Origin of the sequence: Streptomyces sp. NPDC058326 (assembly GCF_042879855.1) — a bacterium.
GTDB lineage: Bacteria > Actinomycetota > Actinomycetes > Streptomycetales > Streptomycetaceae > Streptomyces.
This window is the reverse complement of the sequence record NZ_JBHVZO010000016.1, coordinates 48,856-71,276: the sequence shown is the minus strand read 5'-3', so window position 1 is coordinate 71,276 and position 22,421 is coordinate 48,856. Positions and strand designations below refer to the sequence as shown.

The 22,421-nt window shown below is 72.5% G+C and carries 20 protein-coding genes; 10 read left to right on the top strand and 10 right to left on the bottom strand.

Annotation, left to right across the window (positions count from 1 at the left end; all coding sequences use genetic code 11):
* The first annotated feature begins 23 nt into the window (after window positions 1–23).
* Complete coding sequence (locus tag ACFVYX_RS26345) at window positions 24–2,393, top strand: ATP-binding cassette domain-containing protein (RefSeq protein WP_389683967.1); 2,370 nt, start codon at window positions 24–26, stop codon at window positions 2,391–2,393.
* 15 nt (window positions 2,394–2,408) lie between these two features.
* Here ACFVYX_RS26345 and ACFVYX_RS26340 read toward each other — a convergent pair whose 3' ends face one another.
* The 5 genes from ACFVYX_RS26340 to ACFVYX_RS26320 all read right to left on the bottom strand — a co-directional run bounded on the left by ACFVYX_RS26340 (window position 2,409) and on the right by ACFVYX_RS26320 (window position 7,363).
* The gene (locus ACFVYX_RS26340; protein WP_389683966.1) at window positions 2,409–3,236 is read right to left on the bottom strand and encodes a tyrosinase family protein; all 828 of its coding nucleotides are present in this window, start codon (window positions 3,234–3,236) and stop codon (window positions 2,409–2,411) included.
* A gap of 24 nt (window positions 3,237–3,260) precedes the next feature.
* Window positions 3,261–3,653: a tyrosinase cofactor gene (locus ACFVYX_RS26335; protein WP_389683965.1), complete on the bottom strand. Its 393-nt coding sequence runs from the start codon at window positions 3,651–3,653 to the stop codon at window positions 3,261–3,263.
* 292 nt (window positions 3,654–3,945) lie between these two features.
* Window positions 3,946–4,695, bottom strand: a complete 750-nt coding sequence (locus ACFVYX_RS26330) for a succinate dehydrogenase/fumarate reductase iron-sulfur subunit (protein WP_389683964.1) — start codon at window positions 4,693–4,695, stop codon at window positions 3,946–3,948.
* Window positions 4,692–6,635, bottom strand: coding sequence for a fumarate reductase/succinate dehydrogenase flavoprotein subunit (locus ACFVYX_RS26325; RefSeq protein ID WP_389683963.1), 1,944 nt, complete (start codon window positions 6,633–6,635; stop codon window positions 4,692–4,694). Before ACFVYX_RS26325 ends, ACFVYX_RS26330 begins: the two co-directional genes overlap by 4 nt.
* Before the next feature lie 2 nt (window positions 6,636–6,637).
* On the bottom strand, window positions 6,638–7,363 hold the full coding sequence (locus tag ACFVYX_RS26320; protein ID WP_389683962.1) for a succinate dehydrogenase: 726 nt from the start codon (window positions 7,361–7,363) through the stop codon (window positions 6,638–6,640).
* Between the two features lie 95 nt (window positions 7,364–7,458).
* Between ACFVYX_RS26320 and ACFVYX_RS26315 the strand changes: the two genes are divergently transcribed.
* Both ACFVYX_RS26315 and ACFVYX_RS26310 read left to right on the top strand, forming a co-directional pair.
* A complete protein-coding gene (locus ACFVYX_RS26315) occupies window positions 7,459–8,364 on the top strand; it encodes a LysR family transcriptional regulator (protein ID WP_389683961.1) in 906 nt (301 codons plus the stop codon).
* A gap of 112 nt (window positions 8,365–8,476) precedes the next feature.
* Window positions 8,477–10,651, top strand: coding sequence for a hypothetical protein (locus ACFVYX_RS26310; protein ID WP_389683960.1), 2,175 nt, complete (start codon window positions 8,477–8,479; stop codon window positions 10,649–10,651).
* 142 nt (window positions 10,652–10,793) lie between these two features.
* On the opposite strand, the gene ACFVYX_RS26305 is transcribed toward ACFVYX_RS26310, so the two are convergent.
* Together ACFVYX_RS26305 and ACFVYX_RS26300 are read right to left on the bottom strand one after the other, a co-directional pair.
* Window positions 10,794–12,965 carry a putative bifunctional diguanylate cyclase/phosphodiesterase gene (locus ACFVYX_RS26305; protein ID WP_389683959.1) on the bottom strand — a complete coding sequence of 724 codons (2,172 nt, stop codon included), beginning with the start codon at window positions 12,963–12,965 and terminating at the stop codon, window positions 10,794–10,796.
* Window positions 12,962–13,774 carry an SAM-dependent methyltransferase gene (locus tag ACFVYX_RS26300; protein ID WP_389683958.1) on the bottom strand — a complete coding sequence of 271 codons (813 nt, stop codon included), beginning with the start codon at window positions 13,772–13,774 and terminating at the stop codon, window positions 12,962–12,964. Before ACFVYX_RS26300 ends, ACFVYX_RS26305 begins: the two co-directional genes overlap by 4 nt.
* A gap of 540 nt (window positions 13,775–14,314) precedes the next feature.
* Between ACFVYX_RS26300 and ACFVYX_RS26295 the strand changes: the two genes are divergently transcribed.
* The 3 genes from ACFVYX_RS26295 (at window position 14,315) to ACFVYX_RS26285 (ending at window position 16,411) form a co-directional block, all read left to right on the top strand.
* Window positions 14,315–14,902 carry a hypothetical protein gene (locus ACFVYX_RS26295; RefSeq protein WP_389683957.1) on the top strand — a complete coding sequence of 196 codons (588 nt, stop codon included), beginning with the start codon at window positions 14,315–14,317 and terminating at the stop codon, window positions 14,900–14,902.
* 19 nt (window positions 14,903–14,921) lie between these two features.
* The gene (locus ACFVYX_RS26290) at window positions 14,922–15,686 is read left to right on the top strand and encodes a hypothetical protein (RefSeq protein ID WP_389683956.1); all 765 of its coding nucleotides are present in this window, start codon (window positions 14,922–14,924) and stop codon (window positions 15,684–15,686) included.
* Window positions 15,687–15,853: 167 nt separating this feature from the next.
* Complete coding sequence (locus tag ACFVYX_RS26285; protein ID WP_389683955.1) at window positions 15,854–16,411, top strand: hypothetical protein; 558 nt, start codon at window positions 15,854–15,856, stop codon at window positions 16,409–16,411.
* Window positions 16,412–16,525: 114 nt separating this feature from the next.
* Here the strand turns inward: ACFVYX_RS26285 and ACFVYX_RS26280 are convergent, their stop codons facing one another.
* Window positions 16,526–17,011, bottom strand: coding sequence for a hypothetical protein (locus ACFVYX_RS26280; RefSeq protein WP_389683954.1), 486 nt, complete (start codon window positions 17,009–17,011; stop codon window positions 16,526–16,528).
* A 426-nt stretch (window positions 17,012–17,437) separates the two neighbouring features.
* Here ACFVYX_RS26280 and ACFVYX_RS26275 point away from each other — a divergent pair, with 426 nt between their 5' ends.
* Window positions 17,438–18,100: a class F sortase gene (locus tag ACFVYX_RS26275; protein ID WP_389683953.1), complete on the top strand. Its 663-nt coding sequence runs from the start codon at window positions 17,438–17,440 to the stop codon at window positions 18,098–18,100.
* Between the two features lie 90 nt (window positions 18,101–18,190).
* Here ACFVYX_RS26275 and ACFVYX_RS26270 read toward each other — a convergent pair whose 3' ends face one another.
* A complete protein-coding gene (locus ACFVYX_RS26270; RefSeq protein ID WP_389683952.1) occupies window positions 18,191–19,069 on the bottom strand; it encodes a polysaccharide deacetylase family protein in 879 nt (292 codons plus the stop codon).
* Window positions 19,070–19,224: 155 nt separating this feature from the next.
* A complete protein-coding gene (locus ACFVYX_RS26265) occupies window positions 19,225–20,439 on the bottom strand; it encodes a CapA family protein (protein ID WP_389683951.1) in 1,215 nt (404 codons plus the stop codon).
* A gap of 270 nt (window positions 20,440–20,709) precedes the next feature.
* On the opposite strand from ACFVYX_RS26265, the gene ACFVYX_RS26260 reads away from it, so the two are divergent.
* The 3 genes from ACFVYX_RS26260 to ACFVYX_RS26250 all read left to right on the top strand — a co-directional run bounded on the left by ACFVYX_RS26260 (window position 20,710) and on the right by ACFVYX_RS26250 (window position 22,388).
* Window positions 20,710–21,267, top strand: coding sequence for a sigma-70 family RNA polymerase sigma factor (locus ACFVYX_RS26260; protein WP_389683950.1), 558 nt, complete (start codon window positions 20,710–20,712; stop codon window positions 21,265–21,267).
* A gap of 4 nt (window positions 21,268–21,271) precedes the next feature.
* Window positions 21,272–21,685, top strand: a complete 414-nt coding sequence (locus ACFVYX_RS26255) for a PaaI family thioesterase (protein WP_389683949.1) — start codon at window positions 21,272–21,274, stop codon at window positions 21,683–21,685.
* 199 nt (window positions 21,686–21,884) lie between these two features.
* Entirely contained in the window at window positions 21,885–22,388 is a 504-nt protein-coding gene (locus ACFVYX_RS26250; RefSeq protein WP_389683948.1) for a hypothetical protein, read from the top strand.
* The last annotated feature ends 33 nt before the right edge of the window (window positions 22,389–22,421 follow it).

Sequence of the window (22,421 nt, the reverse complement as noted above, 5' to 3'; positions counted from 1 at the left end):
TCAGTACAGAAGTGGACCGACGGATGTATGACCGCTCCCTTGATCCGTACGTCCGTGTCCGCGGCGCCCGTGAGCACAATCTCGCCGGGGTGGACGTCGACATCCCCCGGGACGCGCTGGTCGTCTTCACGGGGGTCTCCGGTTCCGGCAAGTCGTCCCTCGCCTTCGGAACGATCTACGCGGAGGCCCAGCGGCGCTACTTCGAGTCGGTGGCCCCGTACGCGCGACGGCTGATCCACCAGGTGGGTGCGCCCGCGGTCGGGGAGATCACCGGGCTGCCGCCCGCGGTCTCCCTCGAACAGCGCAGGTCCTCGCCGAACGCCCGCTCCTCCGTCGGTACGGTGACCACCCTCTCCAACTCCCTGCGCATGCTGTTCTCCCGGGCGGGCCGCTACCCGGAGGGCGCCGGGCGGCTCGACTCCGACGCCTTCTCCCCCAACACGGCGGCGGGCGCCTGCCCTTCCTGCCACGGCCTCGGACGGGTCCACGAGACCAGCGAGGAACTGCTCGTACCCGACCCGGAACTGTCGATCCGGCAGGGCGCCATCGCCGCCTGGCCGGGCGCCTGGCAGGGCAAGAACCTGCGGGACGTCCTCGACACCCTCGGGTACGACGTCGACCGGCCCTGGCGCGAGCTCGACGCGAAGGACCGGGAGTGGATCCTCTTCACGGACGAACAGCCGGTCGTCACCGTCCATCCGGTACGGGACGCCGACCGCATCCAGCGCCCCTACCAGGGCACCTACATGAGCGCCCGGCGCCATGTCCTGCGCACGTTCTCCGACTCGAAGAGCCCGACCCTGCGCACCAAGGCGGAACGCTTCCTCACCAGCGCCCCCTGCCCGGTCTGCGGCGGTGGACGGCTGCGGCCCGAGGCGCTCGCGGTGACCTTCGCGGGCAGGACCATCGCCGACCTCGCCGCGCTGCCGCTGACGGCCCTCGCCGGACTCCTCACCGAGGGAGCCGCGTCACCGGCACACGACACGGAGACCGCGCGCGTCCTCACCGAGGACCTCGCCGCCCGGATCGCGACGGTGACCGAACTCGGCCTGGGCTACCTCAGCCTGGACCGCGCCACCCCCACGCTCTCCAACGGCGAGCTCCAGCGACTGCGGCTCGCGACGCAGCTGCGCTCCGGTCTCTTCGGCGTCGTGTACGTCCTCGACGAGCCGTCCGCCGGTCTGCACCCGGCCGACACCGAGGCGCTGCTCGTCGTCCTCGGCCGGCTCAAGGCGGCCGGGAACTCCGTCTTCGTCGTCGAGCACCACCTCGATGTCATCCGGCACGCCGACTGGCTGGTGGACGTCGGTCCGCGTGCCGGCGTGCACGGCGGGCGTGTGCTGCACAGCGGCCCGCCGGAAGGCCTCGCGGACGTCGAGGCGTCCGCGACCCGGCGCTTCCTCTTCGACCGGGCGCCCGCGCCCGCGCGTGCGGTGCGGGAGCCCGCCGGGTGGCTGCGGACCGGGCCGGTCACCCGGCACAACCTGCGGGCGGTCGACGCGGCCTTCCCCGTCGGCGTCCTGACCGCCGTCACGGGCGTGTCCGGCTCCGGGAAGTCGACGCTCGTCGGTGCGCTCACCGAGGAACTGTCGGAGGCCGGACGGCTGGTGACGGTCGACCAGCGGCCGATCGGCCGTACACCCCGCTCCAACCTCGCCACGTACACGGGTCTGTTCGACGTCGTGCGCAAGCTGTTCACGGAGACCGAGGAGGCGCGGGCACGCGGCTACAAGGCGGGCCGTTTCTCCTTCAACGTGCCCGGCGGCCGCTGCGAGACCTGCCAGGGCGAGGGCTTCGTGTCGGTGGAGCTCCTCTTCCTGCCGAGCACGTACGCGCCGTGCCCCGACTGCCACGGCGCCCGCTACAACCCGGAGACCCTCCAGGTGCGGCTGCGGGGCCTCACCATCGCCGAGGTCCTCGACCTCACCGTCGAGTCCGCCGCCGGCTTCTTCGAGGACGTCCCGGCCGCCGCCCGGAGCCTGGGCGCCCTCCTCGACGTCGGCCTCGGGTACCTGCGGCTGGGACAGCCCGCCACCGAACTGTCCGGCGGCGAGGCCCAGCGCATCAAACTCGCCTCCGAACTCCAGCGACCGCACCGCTCCCCCACCCTGTACGTCCTCGACGAGCCGACGACGGGCCTGCACCCGGCCGATGTCGAGGTGCTGATGCGCCAGCTCCACGGCCTCGTGGACGCGGGGCACTCGGTGATCGTCGTCGAGCACGACATGGACGTCGTCGCGACCGCCGACTGGGTCGTCGACCTGGGACCGGGCGGCGGGGACGAGGGCGGACGGATCGTGGCGGCGGGTCCGCCGGCCGAGGTGGCGCGGGCGGCGGAGAGCCGCACCGCGCCGTATCTGGCCCGGGCCCTGGAACCCGCCGGACGGAGCTGAGGTACGCCCGGCGGGTCAGGCCGCCGTGTCGAACGTGTAGTGGCGGGTGTGGTCCAGCATGTCCGCCGGGGTCACGTCGTTCCACGGGCGCATGGTGTCGCCGAGGTCGACGACGTTCGCTGTGCCCGCGGCCGGCAGGTAGGTGGACCCGGGGTGGCGGGCCTGCCAGTCGGCCCACAGCTTGTCGACGAAGGCGTGGTGCAGCCAGAACACGGGGTCGTTGGGGGAGACTCCGGTGCCCATCTGGCCACCGACCCAGACATGGACGCGGTTGTGGAGGTTCACCCCGCGCCAGCCTTCGAGGTGGTTGCGGAAGCCGTCCGAGGAGCTGTTCCAGGGGGCGGTGTCATAGGTCTCCATGGCGAGGACGGAGTCGACCTCCGCGCGGGTGGGGAGCTGACGGCCGCCGGCGCCGAGGTCGCGCCGGAGGTAGTCGCGTCCGTCGACCCGGACGGTGATCGCCCAGCGGTTGGCGCTCCGGGCGAACGGGCCGTCCGTGACCTGGCCGTCGCGGGCGCGTCCGGTGCCGCCGAGGAAGTCGGGCGCCCAGAGCGAGGAACGAGAGGTGCGGTCGACCGTCCAGTCCCAGTAGGGCAGGGTGACGGTCGGGTCGACGGAGCGCAGCGCCTCCTCGAACTCTATGAGGAAGCGCCGGTGCCAGGGCAGGAACGACGGCGACCGGTGGCCGACGCGGTCGCCGGTGTCGGTGTCGCCCATGATGAAGGCGTTGTGCGTGGTGACGAAGGTGTCGTACCGCCCGGAGCGCTTGAGCTCCAGGAGGGCGTTGACGAAGCGCCGCTTCTCGTCGGCGGTGAGGGTGGCCTGGTTCTTGCGTACGGTCATGACGGTGTGCCGCTCCTGGGTCGGTCAGGCGAGGGTGAGAGGTACGAGCGGAGCGCCCTGGAGTTCGCGGACGGCCGCGCGGGCCAGCGCCTTGGGCGTGGCCACCGGCTCGTAGTGGTTGATCACGCTGATCCAGGTGCCGTCGGCGTTCCGCATGACGTGCAGTTCCTGACCGTCGATCGTCACGGAGTAGCCGCCTCCGTGGTGTCCCCCGTGGTGACCGCCCCCGTGCGAGGGTCCGCCCTTGATGCGGCGGCCCTGGTAGACCTCGTCGAAGGCGGCCGGGGCCGGGCCGGACGCGGGAGCGGCGGCCCGTGGAGCGGCGGCGACGGCGGAGCCGGCCAGGGCGACGCCGGCGGCGGCGCCCGCGGCGCCTGCCGCGACGCCGAGGGCCCGGCGGCGGGTGATGCTGGACATGAAACCCCCAGATGGTCGGTACGACCGGGGGTTTGGTCATATGCCCCCGGCTCTCTCCATCAGTACCGGGGGGTGTCGTCGAGGCGGAAATCGCCGGCGGACGGTTGGCCGCGAAGTGGACAACATGCCATGAAATGTACAGAGTTGAACGGAGTTGATCTTGCTGTCGCGACGGGCAGGAGCGCCCGGAAGCGAAGATCTTACGGAGAAAGTGATCTTTCTGTGAACGATCTTTCGCTCCGGGGTGCCGCGTGTGGCAGAGCCCACGCCGTCAGACTGTCCGGATCCGGTCTCAGCCGCGGCCGGCCTTCCGCTGCGCCCGCAGCCACTCCTTGTTCATGGCCGCGATCGACGGCAGCGGGATGCCCTTCGGGCAGGCCGTCGCGCACTCGCCCGTCAGGGTGCAGCCGCCGAAGCCCTCCGCGTCCATCTGGGCCACCATGTCGAGGACCCTGGTCTCGCGCTCGGGAGAGCCCTGGGGGAGGACGTTCAGGTGGTTGATCTTGGCGGAGGTGAAGAGCATCGCCGAGCCGTTGGGGCAGGCCGCCACGCACGCGCCGCAGCCGATGCACTCCGCGTGCTCGAAGGCCGAGTCCGCGTCCGCCTTGGGGACGGGGGTCGCGTGGGCCTCGGGGGCCGCGCCGGTGGGGGCGGTGATGTAGCCGCCGGCCTGGATGACGCGGTCGAAGGCGGAGCGGTCGACGACGAGGTCCTTGACGACGGGGAAGGCGGAGGCGCGCCAGGGTTCGACGTCGATGGTGTCGCCGTCGCGGAACGCGCGCATGTGGAGCTGGCAGGTGGTGGTCCGTTCGGGCCCGTGCGCGTCACCGTTGATGACGAGGCTGCACGCGCCGCAGATCCCCTCGCGGCAGTCGTGGTCGAAGGCCACGGGGTCCTCGCCGCGCAGGATGAGGTCCTCGTTGAGGGTGTCGAGCATCTCCAGGAAGGACATGTCGGCGGAGATGCCGTCGACGTCGTAGGTGGACATGGCGCCGGGGGCGTCGGCGTCGCGCTGGCGCCAGACGCGCAGGGTGAGCCTCATGCGTAGCTCCGCTGGGTGGGGTGGACGTATTCGAAGGTGAGGTCCTCCTTGTGGAGGACGGGGGCCGCGCCGTCGTTGAACTCCCAGGCCGCCGCGTACGTGAACTCCTCGTCACGGCGGGCCGCTTCGCCCTCGGCGGTCTGTGACTCCTCGCGGAAGTGGCCGCCGCAGGACTCGGCGCGGTGGAGTGCGTCGAGACACATGAGCTCGGCGAGCTCCGGGTAGTCGACGACGCGGTTGGCCTTCTCCAGGGACTGGTTGAACTCCGCGCCCGTCCCCGGGACCTTGACGCGCTGCCAGAACTCCGCGCGGATCTCGGGGATCCGGGCGAGGGCGGTGCGGAGCCCGGATTCCGTGCGGGCCATTCCGCAGTACTCCCACATGAGTTCGCCGAGTTCGCGGTGGAAGGAGTCGGGGGTGCGGTCGCCGTCGACGGCGAGGAGGAGGTTCAGCCGGTCCTCGGTCTCGGCGAGCGCCTCCCGTACGGCCGGGTGGGCGTCGGTGACGGGCTCGGTGTGCGGGTGGCGGGCGAGGTAGTCGTTGATGGTGGCGGGGAGGACGAAGTAGCCGTCGGCGAGGCCCTGCATGAGCGCGGAGGCGCCGAGCCGGTTGGCTCCGTGGTCGGAGAAGTTGGCCTCGCCGACGGCGAAGAGGCCGGGGACGGTGGTCTGGAGGTCGTAGTCGACCCAGAGTCCCCCCATCGTGTAGTGGACGGCGGGGTAGATCCGCATGGGGACCTCGTACGGGTTCTCCGCGGTGATCCGCTCGTACATCTCGAAGAGGTTGCCGTACTTCTCCTCGACCGCTCCCCGGCCCATACGGCGGATCGCGTCCGCGAAGTCGAGGTAGACGCCCTGGCCGCCAGGGCCCACGCCGCGCCCCTCGTCGCAGACGTTCTTGGCGGCGCGGGAGGCGATGTCGCGGGGGACGAGGTTGCCGAAGGAGGGGTAGATCCGCTCCAGGTAGTAGTCGCGCTCGTCCTCGGGGATGTCGGCGGCGGCGCGGGTGTCGCCCTTCGCCTTGGGGACCCAGATGCGTCCGTCGTTGCGGAGGGACTCGCTCATCAGGGTCAGCTTGGACTGGTGCTCCCCGGTGCGCGGGATGCAGGTGGGGTGGATCTGGGTGAAGCAGGGGTTGGCGAAGTACGCGCCGCGCCGGTGGGCCCGCCAGACGGCGGTCGCGTTGGAGTTCATGGCGTTGGTCGACAGGTAGAAGACGTTGCCGTAGCCGCCGCTGGCGAGGACCACCGCGTCCGCGTAGTGGGTGGAGATCTCGCCCGTGATCAGGTCGCGGGCGACGATGCCGCGGGCGCGTCCGTCGACGACGACGAGGTCGAGCATCTCCGTCCGGGCGTGCATCTCGACGTTCCCGGCGGCGATCTGCCGGGAGAGGGCCTGGTAGGCGCCGAGGAGGAGCTGCTGGCCGGTCTGGCCGCGGGCGTAGAAGGTGCGGGAGACCTGGACGCCGCCGAAGGAGCGGGTGTCGAGGAGTCCGCCGTACTCGCGGGCGAAGGGGACGCCCTGGGCGACGCACTGGTCGATGATCTCGACGGAGATCTGGGCGAGGCGGTGGACGTTGGACTCGCGGGCCCGGAAATCGCCGCCCTTGACGGTGTCGTAGAAGAGGCGGTGGACGGAGTCGCCGTCGTTGCGGTAGTTCTTCGCGGCGTTGATGCCGCCCTGGGCGGCGATGGAGTGGGCGCGTCGCGGGGAGTCCTGGAAGCAGAACTGGACGACGTGGTAGCCCTGTTCCGCGAGGGTGGCGCCGGCGGAGCCGCCGGCGAGGCCCGTGCCGACGACGATGATCCGGTGCTTGCGGCGGTTGGCGGGGTTGACCAGCCTGGCCTGGAAGCGGCGGGTGTCCCAGCGTTCGGCGATGGGCCCTGCGGGGGCCTTGGTGTCGGCGATCGGCTCGCCGACGGTGTGGTCGAGGTAGCTCATGGTCAACTCACCACTCCGGTCATGACGGCGACGGGGACGGAGACGAAGCCCGCGGTGAGCGCGAGCGCGAGGGTGTTCGCGAGGCCCCTGACGAGGCGCTCACGACGGGCGCTCCCGACGCCGAGGGTCTGGGCGGCGCTCCAGAAGCCGTGGCGGACGTGGAGGCCGACGGCGAGCATGGCGACGATGTAGATGACGTTGCCGTACCAGGTGGAGAAGGTGTCGACGACGTTCTGGTAGGGCCTCCCCTCCTCGAAGCCGCCGGGGTGGGCGGTGCCGGTGGTGAGGTCGAGGACGTGCCAGACGATGAAGAGGGCAAGGATGATCCCGCCCCAGCGCATGGTGCGGGTGGCGTAGGAGGAGCGCCTGCGGCGGTGGACGTACGCGGTCGGGCGGGCCTTCAGGTCGCGGCGGCTGAGCTGGTACGCGCAGACGGCGTGGGCGACGACGGCGGTGAGGAGCGCGATCCGGACGAGCCAGAGGGCCCACTCGTGGTGCAGTACGGGAGCGCCCATGACCCGCAGCCAGTGGCCGTAGGCGTTGAACTCCTCGGGGCCGAAGAAGACCTTGAGGTTGCCCGCGACGTGTGCGACGAGGTAGCCGAGCATGATCAGCCCGCTGACGGCCATGACCGTCTTCTTGCCGAGGGTCGATGACAGGAATCCGCGTGACGGTGTGGGGGACGGCGGGCGGCCCGTCGTCCGGTCCCTCGTGGGTGCCAGAGCCATGTGCATGACGCTAGGGCCGTGAGTCCGAGAGGTCCAAGACATGGTCTGGCTGATATCGATAGGCGCTACCTATCTTTGTCGCCTAGGGTGGAGCCATGCAGTTCCAGCAGCTCCTCTACTTCGTCGCCGTGACCGAGACCCGTCACTTCACCCGGGCCGCGGAACGCGTCCATGTCTCGCAGCCCTCGCTCTCCCAGCAGATCAAGGCCCTGGAACAGGAGTTGGGCGCCGAGCTGTTCAGCCGCGCCCGGGGCAACATCACCCTCACCGACGCGGGCGAGGCCCTGCTGCCGCTCGCGCGCCGCATCCTCGCGGACACGGAGACGGCCCGGATCGAGGTGCAGGAGCTGGCCCAGCTCAAGCGGGGCCGGGTGCGGCTCGGCGCGACCCCGAGCCTGTGCACCGGACTCCTGCCGGACGTGCTCCGGGCCTTCCACGACCTGCACCCTGGGATCGAGCTCCTGATCGAGGAGGGCGGCTCGCACGACCTCGTACGGGAGCTGGCCCGTGGGGCCCTCGACCTGGCGCTCGTGGTGCTGCCTCTGCCGACCCCGTCACCGGCCCTGACGACCGTCGAGCTGCTCCACGAGGACCTGGTGGTCGTCTCGTCCGCCTCGGCCCCGGCGCCACGCCGCCCGGTGCGCGTCACGGACCTCAGGGACCAGCCGCTCGTGATGTTCCGGCACGGCTACGACCTGCGGGAACTGACCGTGGCGGCCTGCCGGGCCGAGGGCTTCGAGCCGACGTTCACGGTGGAGGGCGGCGAGCTGGACGCGGTCCTCGGTTTCGTACGGGCCGGACTCGGGCTCGCGGTCGTCCCCGCGATGGTGGCGGCGCGCGCGGGCCGGGACCTGCGGGTGACCGCACTCGCCCGGCCGGGGCTGCGGCGGACCATCGCCCTGGCGCACCGGAGCGATGTCGCGCCTCCACGGGCGGCGCGGGAACTCCAGCGGATGCTGCTGGCCTCGCGCGGGGGCGTGGCGGGGAGAGCTAGGGCCTAGCGAGGGAGCCGGGCGGAGCCCCCGGCCCGCTGGGGCGGCCGGGGCGGCCGGGGCGGGCGGCCCGCCCGAAATCCGCGTGCGGCGGTGCATCGGGGGCTGCGAGCATGCCCGTATGGTCCACGCGCTCGAACATCTGGTCGTCCGGCACACCCTCCGCCTCCCCTCCCCCACCGGTCCGGCCGGGGACGGGGCCTCGGCCGCGCGCCGGTTCGACGCGGCCCTGATGACCGCGGGGTTCAAGCTCTCGGCCGAGCTCTTCGAGCGCCTGTCGGGATGCGCGGAGCCGGCGGTCGTCGACACCGCCGTCCGGACCCTGGCCACGGTCCGCGAGCTCGTCGGCGACCACGTGCGGCACAACGTCTACTTCGTCGACTTCCCGGCCAACGTGCCGGACACGCTCGACTTCTGGATGGCGTGCGTCGCCGACGCGATCGAGGACGGCGACGCGCGCGCGGGGGCGGTCGACCGGCTGCGCGCCGGCGTCCTCGACCTGCTGACCCTCCCCTCGTACGGCCGATACCGCCACACGTACGAGGAGATGCTCGCCGTGCACGACGAGCTGATCGCGGCGGCCGGTGACCGGCTGACGGTGCTGCACCTGGGCGGGGACGTGGAGGCCGAGGTCACGGAGCTCTATCTGGCCCTGGCCGGCAGCCCCACCCCGCTCGGCGAGGAGCACCTGCGCGATCTCGCCCTGCTCGCCGAGAACGGCGCGGACGGGCCCCAGCCCGGGAGCATCCCGGTCCGGGAGAACCGCGCCGTCGTCAACCGGGCCCGGCTGCGGACGGGCGCGCCCCCGCTGCTCGACACCGTGACCGACGTCCTGCGGCTGGCCTGCGCCCTGGCGGAGGGCGATGTCACCCTGCGCGAGCCCACCCGTTTCCGTGCCCTGTCCCGCCCGCACCGCCGCCTGTTGCTCGCGGGGCTCGACGCGCTCGTGGCCGCGTCCCCGGCCAAACTGTCGGACGTGTCCGCGCACGGGGAGGCCTGGAAGCGGCTCGGGGAGCGGCTGCACCCTCACGAGTACCCGCACTGGCCGCACGCCGCCGAGGTGTTCGCCGTGGCTCGGGGCGAGCGGAAGGCACCGTCGTTGGACAGCCGCGTGGAGGAGATGCTCGGAGGGGGTGATGTCGCGGCCGCGGCCGAGCTGCTGGCCTCGGCGGCCCCGGGGCGCCTGTTCCGCGCCCTGGACCGGCTGCTGCGAGGCGCGGTGGAGGGCAAGGAGCGGGATGCCGTGCTCGCGGCCGCCGAGCGGGCCGCGCCCGAGGTGTCGGGCCGGGTCGTCCTGTCGGTGCGCGAGCACGTCGGGAACCGCGCGGGCGAGAGCCGGGAGCGGCGCGTGTTCGTGAACCGGGAGGGCAGGGCCTGGGTCGCCGCCGACACGCGCCCGCCGCTGCCGGACGCCGCCCGCGAGCGGCTCGTCGAGGTGCTCGACGCGGAGACCCGGCGCCGGCTGCCGGACCCCGGGCACCTCCTGATCGACCCCGACGTCCTGGACGTGGCCCTGCCGTTGAGCGGCCGGGCGGCCTCGGCGGGGCTCGGCGTCCTGCCGCGCGGCTCCGTCTCACCGGTCGAGGGCGAGCTGCTGCGCTTCTTCACGTACTGGAGGGAGGCCGCTCGCACCACCGACCACGATCTGTCCGCGCTCGTCCTGGACGACAACTACGCGACGGTCACCTGGCTCTCGTACACGGCGCTGACCGACGTCGAGGGCAAGCACTCCGGCGACATCACGGAAGCGCCCGACGGGGCATCCGAGTTCATCGATCTGCGGCTGGGGGCGGTGCGCGGCACCTTCGTCGTGCCGCAGGTGCACGTCTTCTCGGGCGAGGGCTTCGACGAAGCGGCGGAGTGCTTCTTCGGCTTCATGCTGCGCGAGTCCGAGCAGGGCGGCCGGCCGTTCGAGCCGCGGACCGTCCGGATGAAGTCGGATCTGCGGGGGCCCGGCCGGGTGGCGCTGCCGCTCGCGTTCCGGCGGGACGAGGAGGGCCGCTGGCATGCCCACTGGCTGCATCTGTACCTGCGGGGCACGCCGTCGGCGAACCGGGTCGAGGAGCACCGGGTGTCGATCGCGGTGCTGCTGCGCGGTCTGCTAGGGCGGAACCCGCTGACGGTACGTCATCTTGTGGCGCTGCTGGCGGAGTCGGGGGCGCCGACGACACTGTGGGACGGTCGTACGCTGCCGGACGCCCCGGTCACCTACATCGGCCTGGAGCGCCCGGAGGGCCTGGCGCCGGGCTCGCGCGTGCTCACCCCGGAAAATCTGCGCGACCTGCTGCCCGTCTGAGTGTTACGGTCGTTCCGGGGCGAGGCCATGGAGAGGCTTCCTTCTCACCACTCCAATGAAATAGCCTCTCCGCTTTCCTCCCCCGTACCTCTTCCCGGCCTCCCCGCTTCGCGCGGGGAGGCCGGTTTCGTACGCGCGGGCCTCAGACCGCGTCCGCCAGAAGCAGCGAGTGGATGCGGTCCGGGGCGCCGGGGCGGGCGTAGTACCAGCCCTGGGCCGTGTCGCAGCCGAGTTCGCGGAGCTGGCGGGCCTGGGCCCCGGTCTCCACGCCCTCGACGGTGACGGCGAGTTCCAGGCTGTGCGCCAGGGAGACGATGCCCTCGACGATCTTGAGGTCGACCGGGTCCACCGGGTGCTGCTGCATGCCCCGGGTGAAGGAGCGGTCGAGCTTGAGGACGCTGACGGGCAGCCTGCGCAGGTTGGCCAGGTTCGAGTAGCCGGTGCCGAAGTCGTCGAGAGCGATGTCCACGCCCATCTCGGCGAGCTGTCGCAGCGGCTTGAGCAGGTCCTCGTCGGCGCCGATGAGCGCCGATTCGGTCACTTCGAGGCAGAGCGCGCCGGGATCGAGCCCGGACCGTTCCAGGACGTCGACGGTGTCGGCGACCAGGCGGGGGTGGTGGAGCTGGGTCGGGGAGAGGTTGACGTTGATCCGCAGCGGGCCGCCGTCGGCGTGCCGGATCTGCCAGAAGCGGGCCTGGCGTACGGCCTCCTGGAGGACCCAGCGGCCGAGGGGCACGATGAGGCCGGTGTCCTCGGCGAGCGGGATGAAGCGGTCGGGGCCGAGCACGCCGTGCTGCGGGTGGCACCACCGGACGAGCGCCTCCGCGCCGTGCACGCTGCCGTCGTCGAGGTGGACGAGCGGCTGGTACTCGATGAAGAACTCGCCGCGCTCCAGGGCGGTCGGCAGGGCCGTGGTGAGTCCGTGCCGGGTGATGGCGCGGGCGTCGGCCTCCGGGTCGGCCAGTTCGAAGCGGTTGCCGCCCGCCGACTTGGCCCGGTACATGGTGATGTCGGCGCTGCGCAGCACCTCGGCCGGAGTGCGCTCGCCCGCCGGGCCCTCGACCACTCCGAGGCTGCCGCGGACGGTGAGTTCGCGGCCGTCGATGCGGAGGGGGGTGGCGAGGGCCGCGAGGATGCGGTCGGCGAGTTCGGTGACGTCCCGTTCCCCGCCGGCGCCGGTGGTGAGGGCGACGAACTCGTCGCCGCCGAGCCGGGCCACCATCTCGCCCGCGCCGGTGACACAGCTCTGGAGCCGGTCGGCGACCTCGACGAGCAGCCGGTCGCCGGTGGAGTGGCCGAGGCTGTCGTTGATGACCTTGAAGCCGTCCAGGTCGAGGTAGCAGAGGCCGAAGCGGGCGTTGTCGCCGGGCGCGAGGGCTTTTTCCAGGCGCTCGAAGAACAGGGTCCGGTTGGGGAGCCCCGTGAGCGCGTCGTGGGTGGCCTCGTACCGCAGGCGCAGATGGAGCAGGCGCCGTTCGGTGGTGTCCTCCATGAGGGCCAGCTGGTACTGCGGGTTGCCCTCGGCGTCCCGGAGGAGGGAGACGGTGAGGTTGGTCCAGAGAACCGTTCCGTCACCGCGGTAGTACGGCTTCTCGACCCGGTAGTGCTCCCGGTCGCCGCGAACCAGCTCGTCGTACAGCTTCCAGACGTGCGGGCCGTCCTCGGGGTGGACCCACTCGCTGACGTTCCGGCTGCGGAACTGGCCCTCCATCCCGCCGAACATGCGGGTGAGGGTCTCGTTGACCTCCAGGACGTTGCCGTCGAGGTCGGCGATGCCGATCCCTATGGCGGCCCCGTCGAAGACCGCGCGGAAGCGGCTCTCGGTGGCGTGCAGGGCGATCTCTGCGGCGCTGCGGGCGCTGAGCGCGGAGCGGGCGATGGCCTCCTGCTCGGCGCGGGTCCGCTCGCGCAGGGCCCCCGCGTAACCGGTGGCCATCGCGTGCTGAAGCCGGGCGCAGCGGGCCCGGAGCTCCTCGGCGGGGAGGTCCGACTCCGTACCGGTCCCGCAGTAGAGCACCAGGTACGAGTCGACGACGCCGAGGCTGCGGCCGAGCGCGTCCGGGTCGGTGCAGTGGGCGGCGACGAGGGCCGCTCCGGTGCGCTGGGCCGGGGCGGTGTCGAAGGGCCTGGCGTGCAGTGCGTCGCACAGGGTGCGGGCCAGCGGCAGCAGATGCCCCTCGAACTCGGTGCGGGTCAGGGAGGTGGCGGTCACCGGGAAGATCGCGCGGCTCCAGATGGTGACGAACCGCCTGAGTCTGTCCTCCGGGCCGTCGGCTTCGGCGACGGTGCCGGACGGCTGCGACGGGACCTTCACGCCTTGCGCCCCACCCCTGCGAAACCGGAGAAGGCGTAGGGATCCTCCTCCTCGACCGGGCTCTCCGGTCGCCAGTGGGGCATCGGGACGAGACCGGGCTCGACCGGTTCGGTGCCCTCGAGGAAGCGGGCGATCTCGTCACGCGAGCGCATCACCAGGGGGTTGCGGATGTTCCGGTAGACCCCGACGGTGCCGCCCGCCTGCTCCTCGGAGAGCGGGATGCCCTCGTACGAGGCGTGGGTGAGGACGACGAGGCTGCCGGGCGCGAGGGCTCCGAGGAGCTCCCTCACGGCCTCGTGCGGCCGGTCCTCGTCCTCCAGGAAGTGCAGGACGGCGACGAGGAGCAGGGCCACGGGCCGGTCCAGGTCGAGGAGTCGGGTGACCTCGGGGCTGTACAGGATGTCGGCCGGCTTGCGCAGGTCGGCGGCGACGACCGCGGCGCCCTCGTCGCCCTCCAGGACGGCACGGCTGTGGGCCACGGCGACCGGGTCGTGGTCGACGTAGACGACGCGTGCGGTGGGGTCGGCGGCCCGGGCGACCTCGTGCACGTTGCCGAAGGTGGGTATGCCGGAGCCGATGTCCAGGAACTGGGTGACGTCGTTGTCAACGGCGTGACGGACGGCGCGCCGCATGAAGGCACGGTTCGCCTGCATGATCTTGGGCAGGCCAGGCATGAACTCCATGGCCTTCCGCGCCGCTTCCCGGTCCACTTCGAAATTGTGCGAGCCGCCCAGATAGAAGTCATACATACGGGACACGCTCGGCACCGAAATGTCGATACCCGGCGGAGCCCAGGCGGGACGCTCCATCAATGTCTCCAACAAGTCGCCATGGGGGATGCGGCCATGTGTTCGCGGCCGGTGTTCGAGGTGAGGCTACTGATCGCCCGCCGGGAGAGCGAGTAGAAACGGAAATTCGCGGTCCGTTCTTGGTCACACGCCATTGGCACGTGCTCTCGGAACGAAGAGTTCACGCCTTCAGACCGTGCACTTTCACGTGCATATGACTGTGCGTCGGCTCTCCGGCCGACGGTGATTCTCTCCGGTGGACGCCCGGTCCCGCCCTGTACCTAGGCCGTTGCCGCGGCCGGGCCCGGTCGCCGGTGAAGGATGCCCCGTCCGCCGCCCCCGGCGACAGGGCGACAACCGGACAGATATCGCCGAGGAGGCCGGAACGCACGGACTCGGCCGTCCTCAGGAATCGAACCGCGCGCCGATACCCGGGCATTGCTCCGCATCCGCCTCCGGGGCGGCGAAACGTCAAACCGGCGCCTCAGGAGATCCCCACCATCCGGCGAATCCCCCGGGATTCCGCCCCGGTGCGGCGCGTCTGTGATCAAGCTCGACGGCGTGTCTCTGTACGGATCACTCCTCGCGCGGCCGCTGGCGGCCCTGGCGCTGGTGTGGCTGCTCTCCACACCCGTGCCCGCCGCCGCCGACTCCTGCGCCTACGCCACCACCGGCCCCGACGGGTCGAACACCTCGGTGGCGGTCATCGGGCCGGGCGCCTGTTCGCCCGAGCCCACCCCGCCGCCGCCACCTTCGCCGCGTCCCACGACGCCCGCGCCCCGGCCGACGCCCGAGCCGCCGCCCCCGCCGGCTCCGGTGCCGCCCCCGCCCCCCGTACGGACGACGCCGCCGCCACCGTCTCCTCCGGTGACCTCCCCGGCCCCGCGACCCGAACCGGCGTCCCCTCCACCGCCCGCCGCGGAGCGGCCTCCGGGGCCCACCCCGACGGCCGCGACGCCCCCGCCCGCGCCCGCTCCCCCGCAGAGCGCGCGACCGCGGCCGCCGGCCGCGGGACCCGTCGCGCTCCCCCACTACCGCCGCACGTCGCGGCCCCAACCGAAGAACAGCACCTCCGTCGTCACCATGACGCTGGTGATCATCGCCCCCGCGGTCCTCGCGACCGCCATCCTGCGCCCCCGCTCCCGCTGACCCTCCTCCGGAGTCACCCATGTCTGAATGGCTTGTTCTCACCCTTGCGATGGCCGCCGCGTGCGCCGTCGTGCTCACGATCGTCGTCATCAACAACCGCCGGATCAGCGAGGACGACGATCCCAGCGAAACACCGGACGTCATCGAGTACATGACGATGATGATCGGCGTGATCTACGCGATCGTCCTCGGTCTGGCCATCGCCGGCGTCTGGGAGGCCCGCGGGGCCGCACAGGAGACGGTGCGGCAGGAGGCGCAGGCCATGCACGAGATCTCGGCCCGCGTCGAGGTGTATCCGGAGGACGTCCGCGCCCGGATCCGCGCCGACGTCGAGGCGTACGTCAGCTACGTCGTCAACGACGAGTGGACGCACATGGCCGAGGAGGGCGAGCTGAGCGAGGAGGGCACCGCGCTCCTGGATCGGGTCCGCCGCAGCGTCACGGACTACCAGCCGGCCAACGACTTCGAGGGCCAGGCCTACCAGCCCCTGGTCGACCAGGTGGCGGTGGCCGACGACGCCCGGGGGGCACGCGGGCAGAACGCGGGGGCGACCATGCCGGGGGTGGTGTGGTTCGGCCTGATCATCGGAGCCCTGGTGACGGTCGGCCTGATCTTCACCCTGCAGATCCGCAGGACCGGGCGGGAACTGCTGCTCGCCGGGCTCTTCAGCGTGCTGATCGCGTTCCTGCTGTTCCTCATCTGGGACTTCGACGCGCCGTTCGGTCGGGGCATCTCGGCCACCGCCGCGCCGTTCACCGATCTGTTCCCGCAGCTCACACCGTGAGGCGAGGCGTCCGGATGGGCCGCACGGGGGACACCGGTGCCCCATTCGCACGCCTGGGATCGCGGTTGTGATAGTGCGCTCCTAGCGTTTCGGTCATCGAGGTGCACGCAAGGTATTCGGCGGAAACCCCCTTCCGCGGCTGCCCCTCGGGACCCGGAGGATTCACCATGCGCGCGATACGTGCCGCGTCCACTGCCCTGCTGGGGGCGGCCGCCCTCGCCCTGGCCGCCCCCTCCGCCCTCGCGGCGGACGGTGCCCCCGCAAGCGACCCGCGGGCCCAGCGGGCCAAAGCACCGGGCGATTTCGTCGTGTCCCCCTCGGTCGTCGCCCCCGGCGGCCGGGTGACGCTCAGCGCCCCCGGCTGCGCCAGTACGGCGACGGCCTCGGCCGGCATCTTCGACACCGTCACCATCGCACCGAACTCCGCGGCGACCGCCACCGTGGACTGGGACGCCCGGCGCGGCGCCGTGTACACGGTGTCGTTCAACTGCACGGGCGGCGTACAGGACACCGTCGATCTGACGATCAGCGGCATTCCGACCGCCAGCCCCACCATCGCCTCCACCGTGCTCACTCCCCCGCGTGGGGTCCAGGGCGGTGTGGGCGGCTCGGTGGGCGGGCTCGAACCGGTCGAAGTGGCCGCCGGCGCGGCGCTCGTCCTGGCCGCGACCGCCGGCGGTGTGTACGTGTTCCGTCGCCGCTCCGCCGCGGGCCGTCGCCACTGAGCGGCGGCTGTGGACCGGAACGGTGCTCGCGTCCCCGCCACGCCCGTCACCCCCGGGTCCCGGCAGGGACTCGGGGGCGACGGGCATGGCGGGCCGACCGGGAGGTTCGGCCGGTCAGACCCCCGCACCGGTCACACGGCGACGACGGATGACGAAGAGTCCGCCGCCGAGCGCGGCGGCGGCCACCAGGCTGCCGCCGACGGCCATCTCGGTGGAGCTGGGCGCCAGCGAGCCGCCGATGCCGCCCTGCGCGCCGCGGCCCGCGAGGACGCGGAACGGGTGCGTGACCACACGGGAGTTGTCGCTGCACTTGACGGCGAGGTTGTAGCTGCCCGGAGTGGCGTTGTTGTGGACACGGGCGATGGCGCTGGAGAGCCCGTTGGAGTTGACCGAGAGATTGGTCGTGGGGAAGGCGTTGGACGTGACCGTGCCACCGTGACCGCACCCCTTGGCGGTGATCGTGATCGTCGACCCCGCGTGGACGTCGAAGGGGTTGACCTGGACATTGCTCGGCCCGTTCGTGGCGACGGCGAGGGGGGCCGCGAGCCCGACCGCAGCGATTGCGGTGGCGGTCACCGCCAGAGTGCGTGCAGCACGCATGGTTGAACCTCCAGTGGAAGACGCCCCAAAGCGGTGCTCCGGGAGTTTCGACGAGTACGCCTTCCATGACGAACCATCACAAGTCGTGGCGAGCTGTGCATGTCGGCGCTGGTCCACCCCGGTGAGGCGACACGCCGGGAAATGGGCCTTCGGAGGCGGGAGAACCGCAGGTCAGAGTCTTCTCAGCTGCTTATCTGACGATTACTCGGATGGGTCAGCCCCCTGTCACCCGCCTGTCGTCACGGGTCCTCTGTCGGTCCGCCCCGGGCGCGCACCGCAGTGACCGCCCTCCGCGGACGGCTCCGCGCACCGCGTCCCCCGTGCTCCGGCACCCGTCCGGCGGCGGCCTCCACCCGTTCGCACCGTCCGGCGCGACGGTCCGGCCGGCCGCCCTTACCGTTCTGACGACGCCACGAAGGGAGAACCATGCCCCCGAAGGACTTCCGCGTCTTCGAACGCAGGAGACGCCAACCCTGGGGCGTCCTGGCCCTCGCCATGCTGTCCGGGATCGCGATGATGCGCAACGGAGTGGACGTCGCGCTCGGGCCCCCGCAACCCGCCGCCGCGGCACGGCCGGTGGCCCGCCCCGTCGCCCCGCCGCCGGACTCGGCGACCGAGGGCCTCGAACCGCTGCCCTTCGCCCCGGCCTCCCGGATCAAGATCCCGGCGATCCGGGTGGCGGCCCCGATCATGGACGTGGGCCTGGACGCCGACGGCTGGGTGGCGGCCCCTCCGCCCGAGGACGCCAACCTCGCCGGCTGGTACCAGAACGGCATCTCCCCCGGCCAGCGCGGCACCACCGTGGTCGTCGGCCACGTCGACAACGCGCAGGGCCCCGCGGTCTTCTACGGCCTCGGGTCTCTGGAGAAGGGCCAGCACGTCGAGGTCGAGCGGTACGACGGCAGAGTGGCCGTCTTCGAGATCTACGGGGTCGAGGTGTACGCGAAGAACGACTTCCCCGGGGTGCAGGTGTACGCCGACACCGGTGAGCCCGAACTGCGGGTCATCACCTGTGGCGGCGGCTACACGCGCGCGCGGGGGTACGACGGGAACGTCGTGGTGTACGCGCGCATGGTCGGCTCCCGCTGAGGGCCTGCCCGACGGACGGACCCCTGGCGGGGACACGGCGAAGGGCCCCGGCACCCGGAGGTGTCGGGGCCCTTCGCCGTACCGCGGGGGTCAGCGCCGGGGCACGGTGATGTGGTAGCCGGCGTCGAGGAGTTCGGGGAGATAGCGGCGGAGCGCGGCCACGCTCTGCGCCCGGTCGCCGCCGGCGTCGTGGGAGAGCACGACCGCGCCCGGGGCGGCGCCGTCGAGAACCCGGCGCACGATGGTGCCGGTGCCGGGTTCCTTCCAGTCCAGGGTGTCGACGGTCCAGGCGAGCGGCTCCATGCCGAGTTCGGCGCCGATCTCGAAGGAGTGCCGGTTCCAGGCCCCGTAGGGGGCGCGGTACCAGAGCGGGGCCGTGCCGAGGGTGCGCTCGACGACCTCGCTCGTGGAGCCGAGTTCGTCGCGGATGCGGGAGGGCCGCAGCTTGGGGATGAGCGGGTGGGACCAGGAGTGGTTGCCGATGACGTGACCGTCGTCGGCCATCTCCTTCAGCAGGTCCGGGTTCTCGACGGCCATCTCGCCGCAGACGAAGAACATCGCCCGGCATTCGTACCGGCGCAGGGTCTTCAGGATGCCGGGGGTGTAGCGGGGGTCGGGTCCGTCGTCGAAGGTCAGCACCATGGAGCGGCCGGCCCCGGACACGCTGAGGAAGGGCCGCTGCCGCACCGGCGGCACCGCGCGCCGGAAGGCGGGCGGCGCGTACGCGGTCATCGGCTGGAGCCGGTAGGCGCTGGGGCGGAGCCGGGGGGCCTGGGCCTGGGGGCCCGCCGCCGGGGCCGCCGCGGCACCTGCCCCGGCGCCTCCCGCCCCCGTCCGCACGGCGCGGGTGGTCCGCTCGGGGGCGGCGAGCCGGTCCGCAGCGAGGACTCCGACGGTGGCGGTGGCCCCGAGGGCGGCGGCGAGCCGCAGCACCGCGCGCCGCCCACTGGTCATCTGATCCTTTTTCATGACTAATGGTTCGTATGGATGAGGGCCCGCGCGGTTCACCGACACCGGCCGCCCGTCCGAAAACACCCGATGAGCCGATAGCCCCGACGCCGGGGACGGCGGGCCGCCGGCCGGTCACCGTCACCCCGTGCTCGGCGCGCGCACCGGGCGGCGGGCTACTCGCCCATCACCAGGCCGTCCCGGTCGGCGCCCCGGCTGAGGACCACCTGCCGGATCGTGTCGCGGATGCCGGCGCGGTGCGGGTCTCCGCCGTCGGCTGCGAGGTTGACCACCCGGCCCCGCGCGGTGTCGAACCACTGCGGGACGAACTCGGCCTTGGTCACCTCCCAGCGCCCGCCCGGCTTCCCTGGCGGGGCGAAGGTGAAGCGGCCGATGCTGCCCTGGTTGCCCCGGGGGTCGTAGGCACCCTGGTGGTTGATCATGTCGCCGGCGATCTGGTCACCCATCCCGTAGACGATCCAGGTGCCGTTGACCTTCTCGTACGCCTGCGGCACATGCGCGTGGGTGCCGATGATCAGGTCGATGTCGGGGCGGCCGCCCGTCTGCGAGGCGGTGAGCGCGCGGCCGAGGGAGAGCTGGCGCTCGTCGGGTGCGGTCTGCCACTCGGTGCCCCAGTGGACGCTGACGACGACCACGTCGGCGCCGGCCGCGCGGGCGGCGCGGGCGTCGGCGATCACCTTCCGCTCGTCGAGGAGCTGAACGGCCCACGGTTGGCCCTCGGGCAGCGGGTAGCCGTTGGTGTCATAGGTGTAGGCGAGCTGGGCGACCGTCGCACCGCCGGCCTTCAGCAGGGTGGGGGTCGCCGCCTCCGCCGCCGTACGGGCCGATCCGGCGTGCCGGACACCGGCCCGGTCGAGGGCGTCGAGGGTGCGGCCGAGGCCGGCCGCTCCGTCGTCGAGGGTGTGGTTGGAGGCGGTGGAGCAGGAGTCGTACCCGGTGGCCTTGAGCGCGGAGGCGACCTCGGGCGGCGACTTGAAGGCTGGGTAGCCGGTGTAGGGGCCGCCCTCCTTCCCGTACACGGTCTCCATGTGGCAGATGGCGAGGTCGGCCCGGGAGACGACGGACCTCACCCCGGAGAGCATGGGGGCGAAGTCGTAGCCGTCGCCGCCGGCGTCCGCGGCCGCCCGGCGGATGATCGAGTCGTGCGGGAGGACGTCTCCCGAGGCGACGAGCGTGAATCCGGCGGTCGCGGAGGCCCCGCCGGGGGCGGCGGACGGGGCGGCGGGCCGCACGTTCCCCGGCCGTCCGGCGGTGGCCTCGGGGGTGACGGCTCCGCCGGCCGGGCCACTCCCGTCGCTGCAGCCGGTGGCCGCCGCGAGCAGGACGGCGGCCACCGCCGCCGCGCCGGCCGGTCTGGTGCGTGAGGTCATGACGGCACTCCACCCAATTCGTGTGATGAACATCTGTTCTGACGAATTGATCTCCCGGGAAAGCCGCAGTCAAGGGTCAAGGCCGCATCGGGGCAGGAACCCCGCTGAAACGGACGCAACACCTCCGTTCGGACGTGCGTCCGACCGCTCGCCGTACCATTCGCCGCTCGGTGCGACCGTTCGTCGCACACCGGTGTCCGTTCCCTGTCCCTCGCCGCCCGGATGCGCTCGTATACGGCCCGGACGACGAGCCGCGGAGAGGCGGGCAGCATGACGACGGCGACCACCGACGAACGGACCCTTGAGGAGTTGCAGCGGGACCACGGCCCCGCGCTGCTCTCCTTCCTGCTCGGCCTCACCTACGGGGACCGCCAGCGGGCCGAGGACCTCGCACAGGAGACCCTGGTACGGGCCTGGCTCCACCCCGAGGCCTTCGACGGCCCCTACGAGTCGATGCGCCCCTGGCTCTTCACCGTGGCCCGCCGCCTCGCCATCGACGCCCGGCGCTCACGCCTCGCCCGGCCCGCCGAGATCGGCGACGGCGTCCTGGCGGTGACGCCCGACCCCGCCGACGCCACGGCCTCGGCCGAGGCCGCCCTGGACGTGCGGGCGGCCGTCCGCGGACTGAGCCCCGAGCACCGCGCGGTGCTCGTCCGGCTGTACTTCCACGGCCTCACCGTCAACGAGGCCGCCGTGGAACTCGGCATCCCCGCCGGGACCGTCAAGTCGCGCTCCCACTACGCGCTGCGGCAGCTCGGCCGTTCCCTGCCCGGCTACCGGCCGCGCCGCACGGCCGTTGCCCGGCCCCGTGCCGGGGCCCCACAATGACGCCGTGACACTCACACTCGCCGCCGCCGAAAAGGTCCTCGCCGACAACTTCGCCCCCTGGGTGCTCGACCTGGGGCTCACCGTCGAGTCCGTCGAAGCCGACGGGGCCGTACTCCGGCTCCCGTGGTCGGACCGGCTCGCCCGGGAGGGCGGTGGCCTCTCCGGCCAGGCCCTGATGGCCGCCGCCGACACGGCCACGGTGATCGCGGTCGCCGCCGCACGGGGCGGCTTCGTGCCGATGACCACCGTCCAGCAGTCGATCAGCTTCCAGCGGGCGGTCCTCGGTACCGACGTCCTGGTGCGGGCCCGGCTCACCAAGGCGGGCAAGCGGATGGCCTTCGCCGACATCACCATGACGGCCGAGGGCACGGAAGAGACCGCGGCGCACGCGACGGCGGTGTACGCGCTCCTCGGCTGAACCGCCCGGACGTGCCCCTCCGGCCTCACCCGTCTCCCGTGACAACAGGAATCCCACCGGCACCGATCCGGCCGGGAAACGTATCCGAAACCACACGGGCCAGTTGAGCAAAGCGGCACCCGCGGGCGCCCTTCGCGGAGGAAGCTCTCCCCGGGCCCCACACATCCGGGTCCTCCATGTCCGGGAGAAGGTGGGAGCGTTGCTGCCCGAGAGCACGAACGGCGCCGGTGGCACGAGTGGCGGCGGCCTCGCCGTCCCGATGGCCTGGCTGTGCGCCGAGTACCTGGCCGACGAGGTGCTGCGGGCCGCCGCACTCGTGGCGCCCGGTTCACTGGAGTACCGCGCGGGCCTCCAGGCACTCGCCCTCACCGTCCACCTCTCGGAGGGGCCGGACGGACCGGCGGGCGGCCGGGCCGCCGGCCGGATCGACGCGTGGCTGCGCCACACCGCGTACGACCGGCCCTGGCCCCCCTGGGTCGAGGAGCGGCTGGCCGCCCGGCGCGCGTCCGGCGGCGACGGCCCCGACCTGGCGCTCGCGGAGAGCGCGTGGCGGCGTCTGCGGGACACCTGGGTGCGCGCCGCAGACCTCGAAGGCCGGGCGGGTGACGACCAGGAGTGCCCCGTCGACGAGGACGAGCAGATCTGGCTGCCCGCCTGGAAGCTGGGCCTGCCGCTGGCCCATCTCTCGCTGCACCTGCGCTGACCGGGGGCCCGGTGACCGGCGGCCCGACGACCC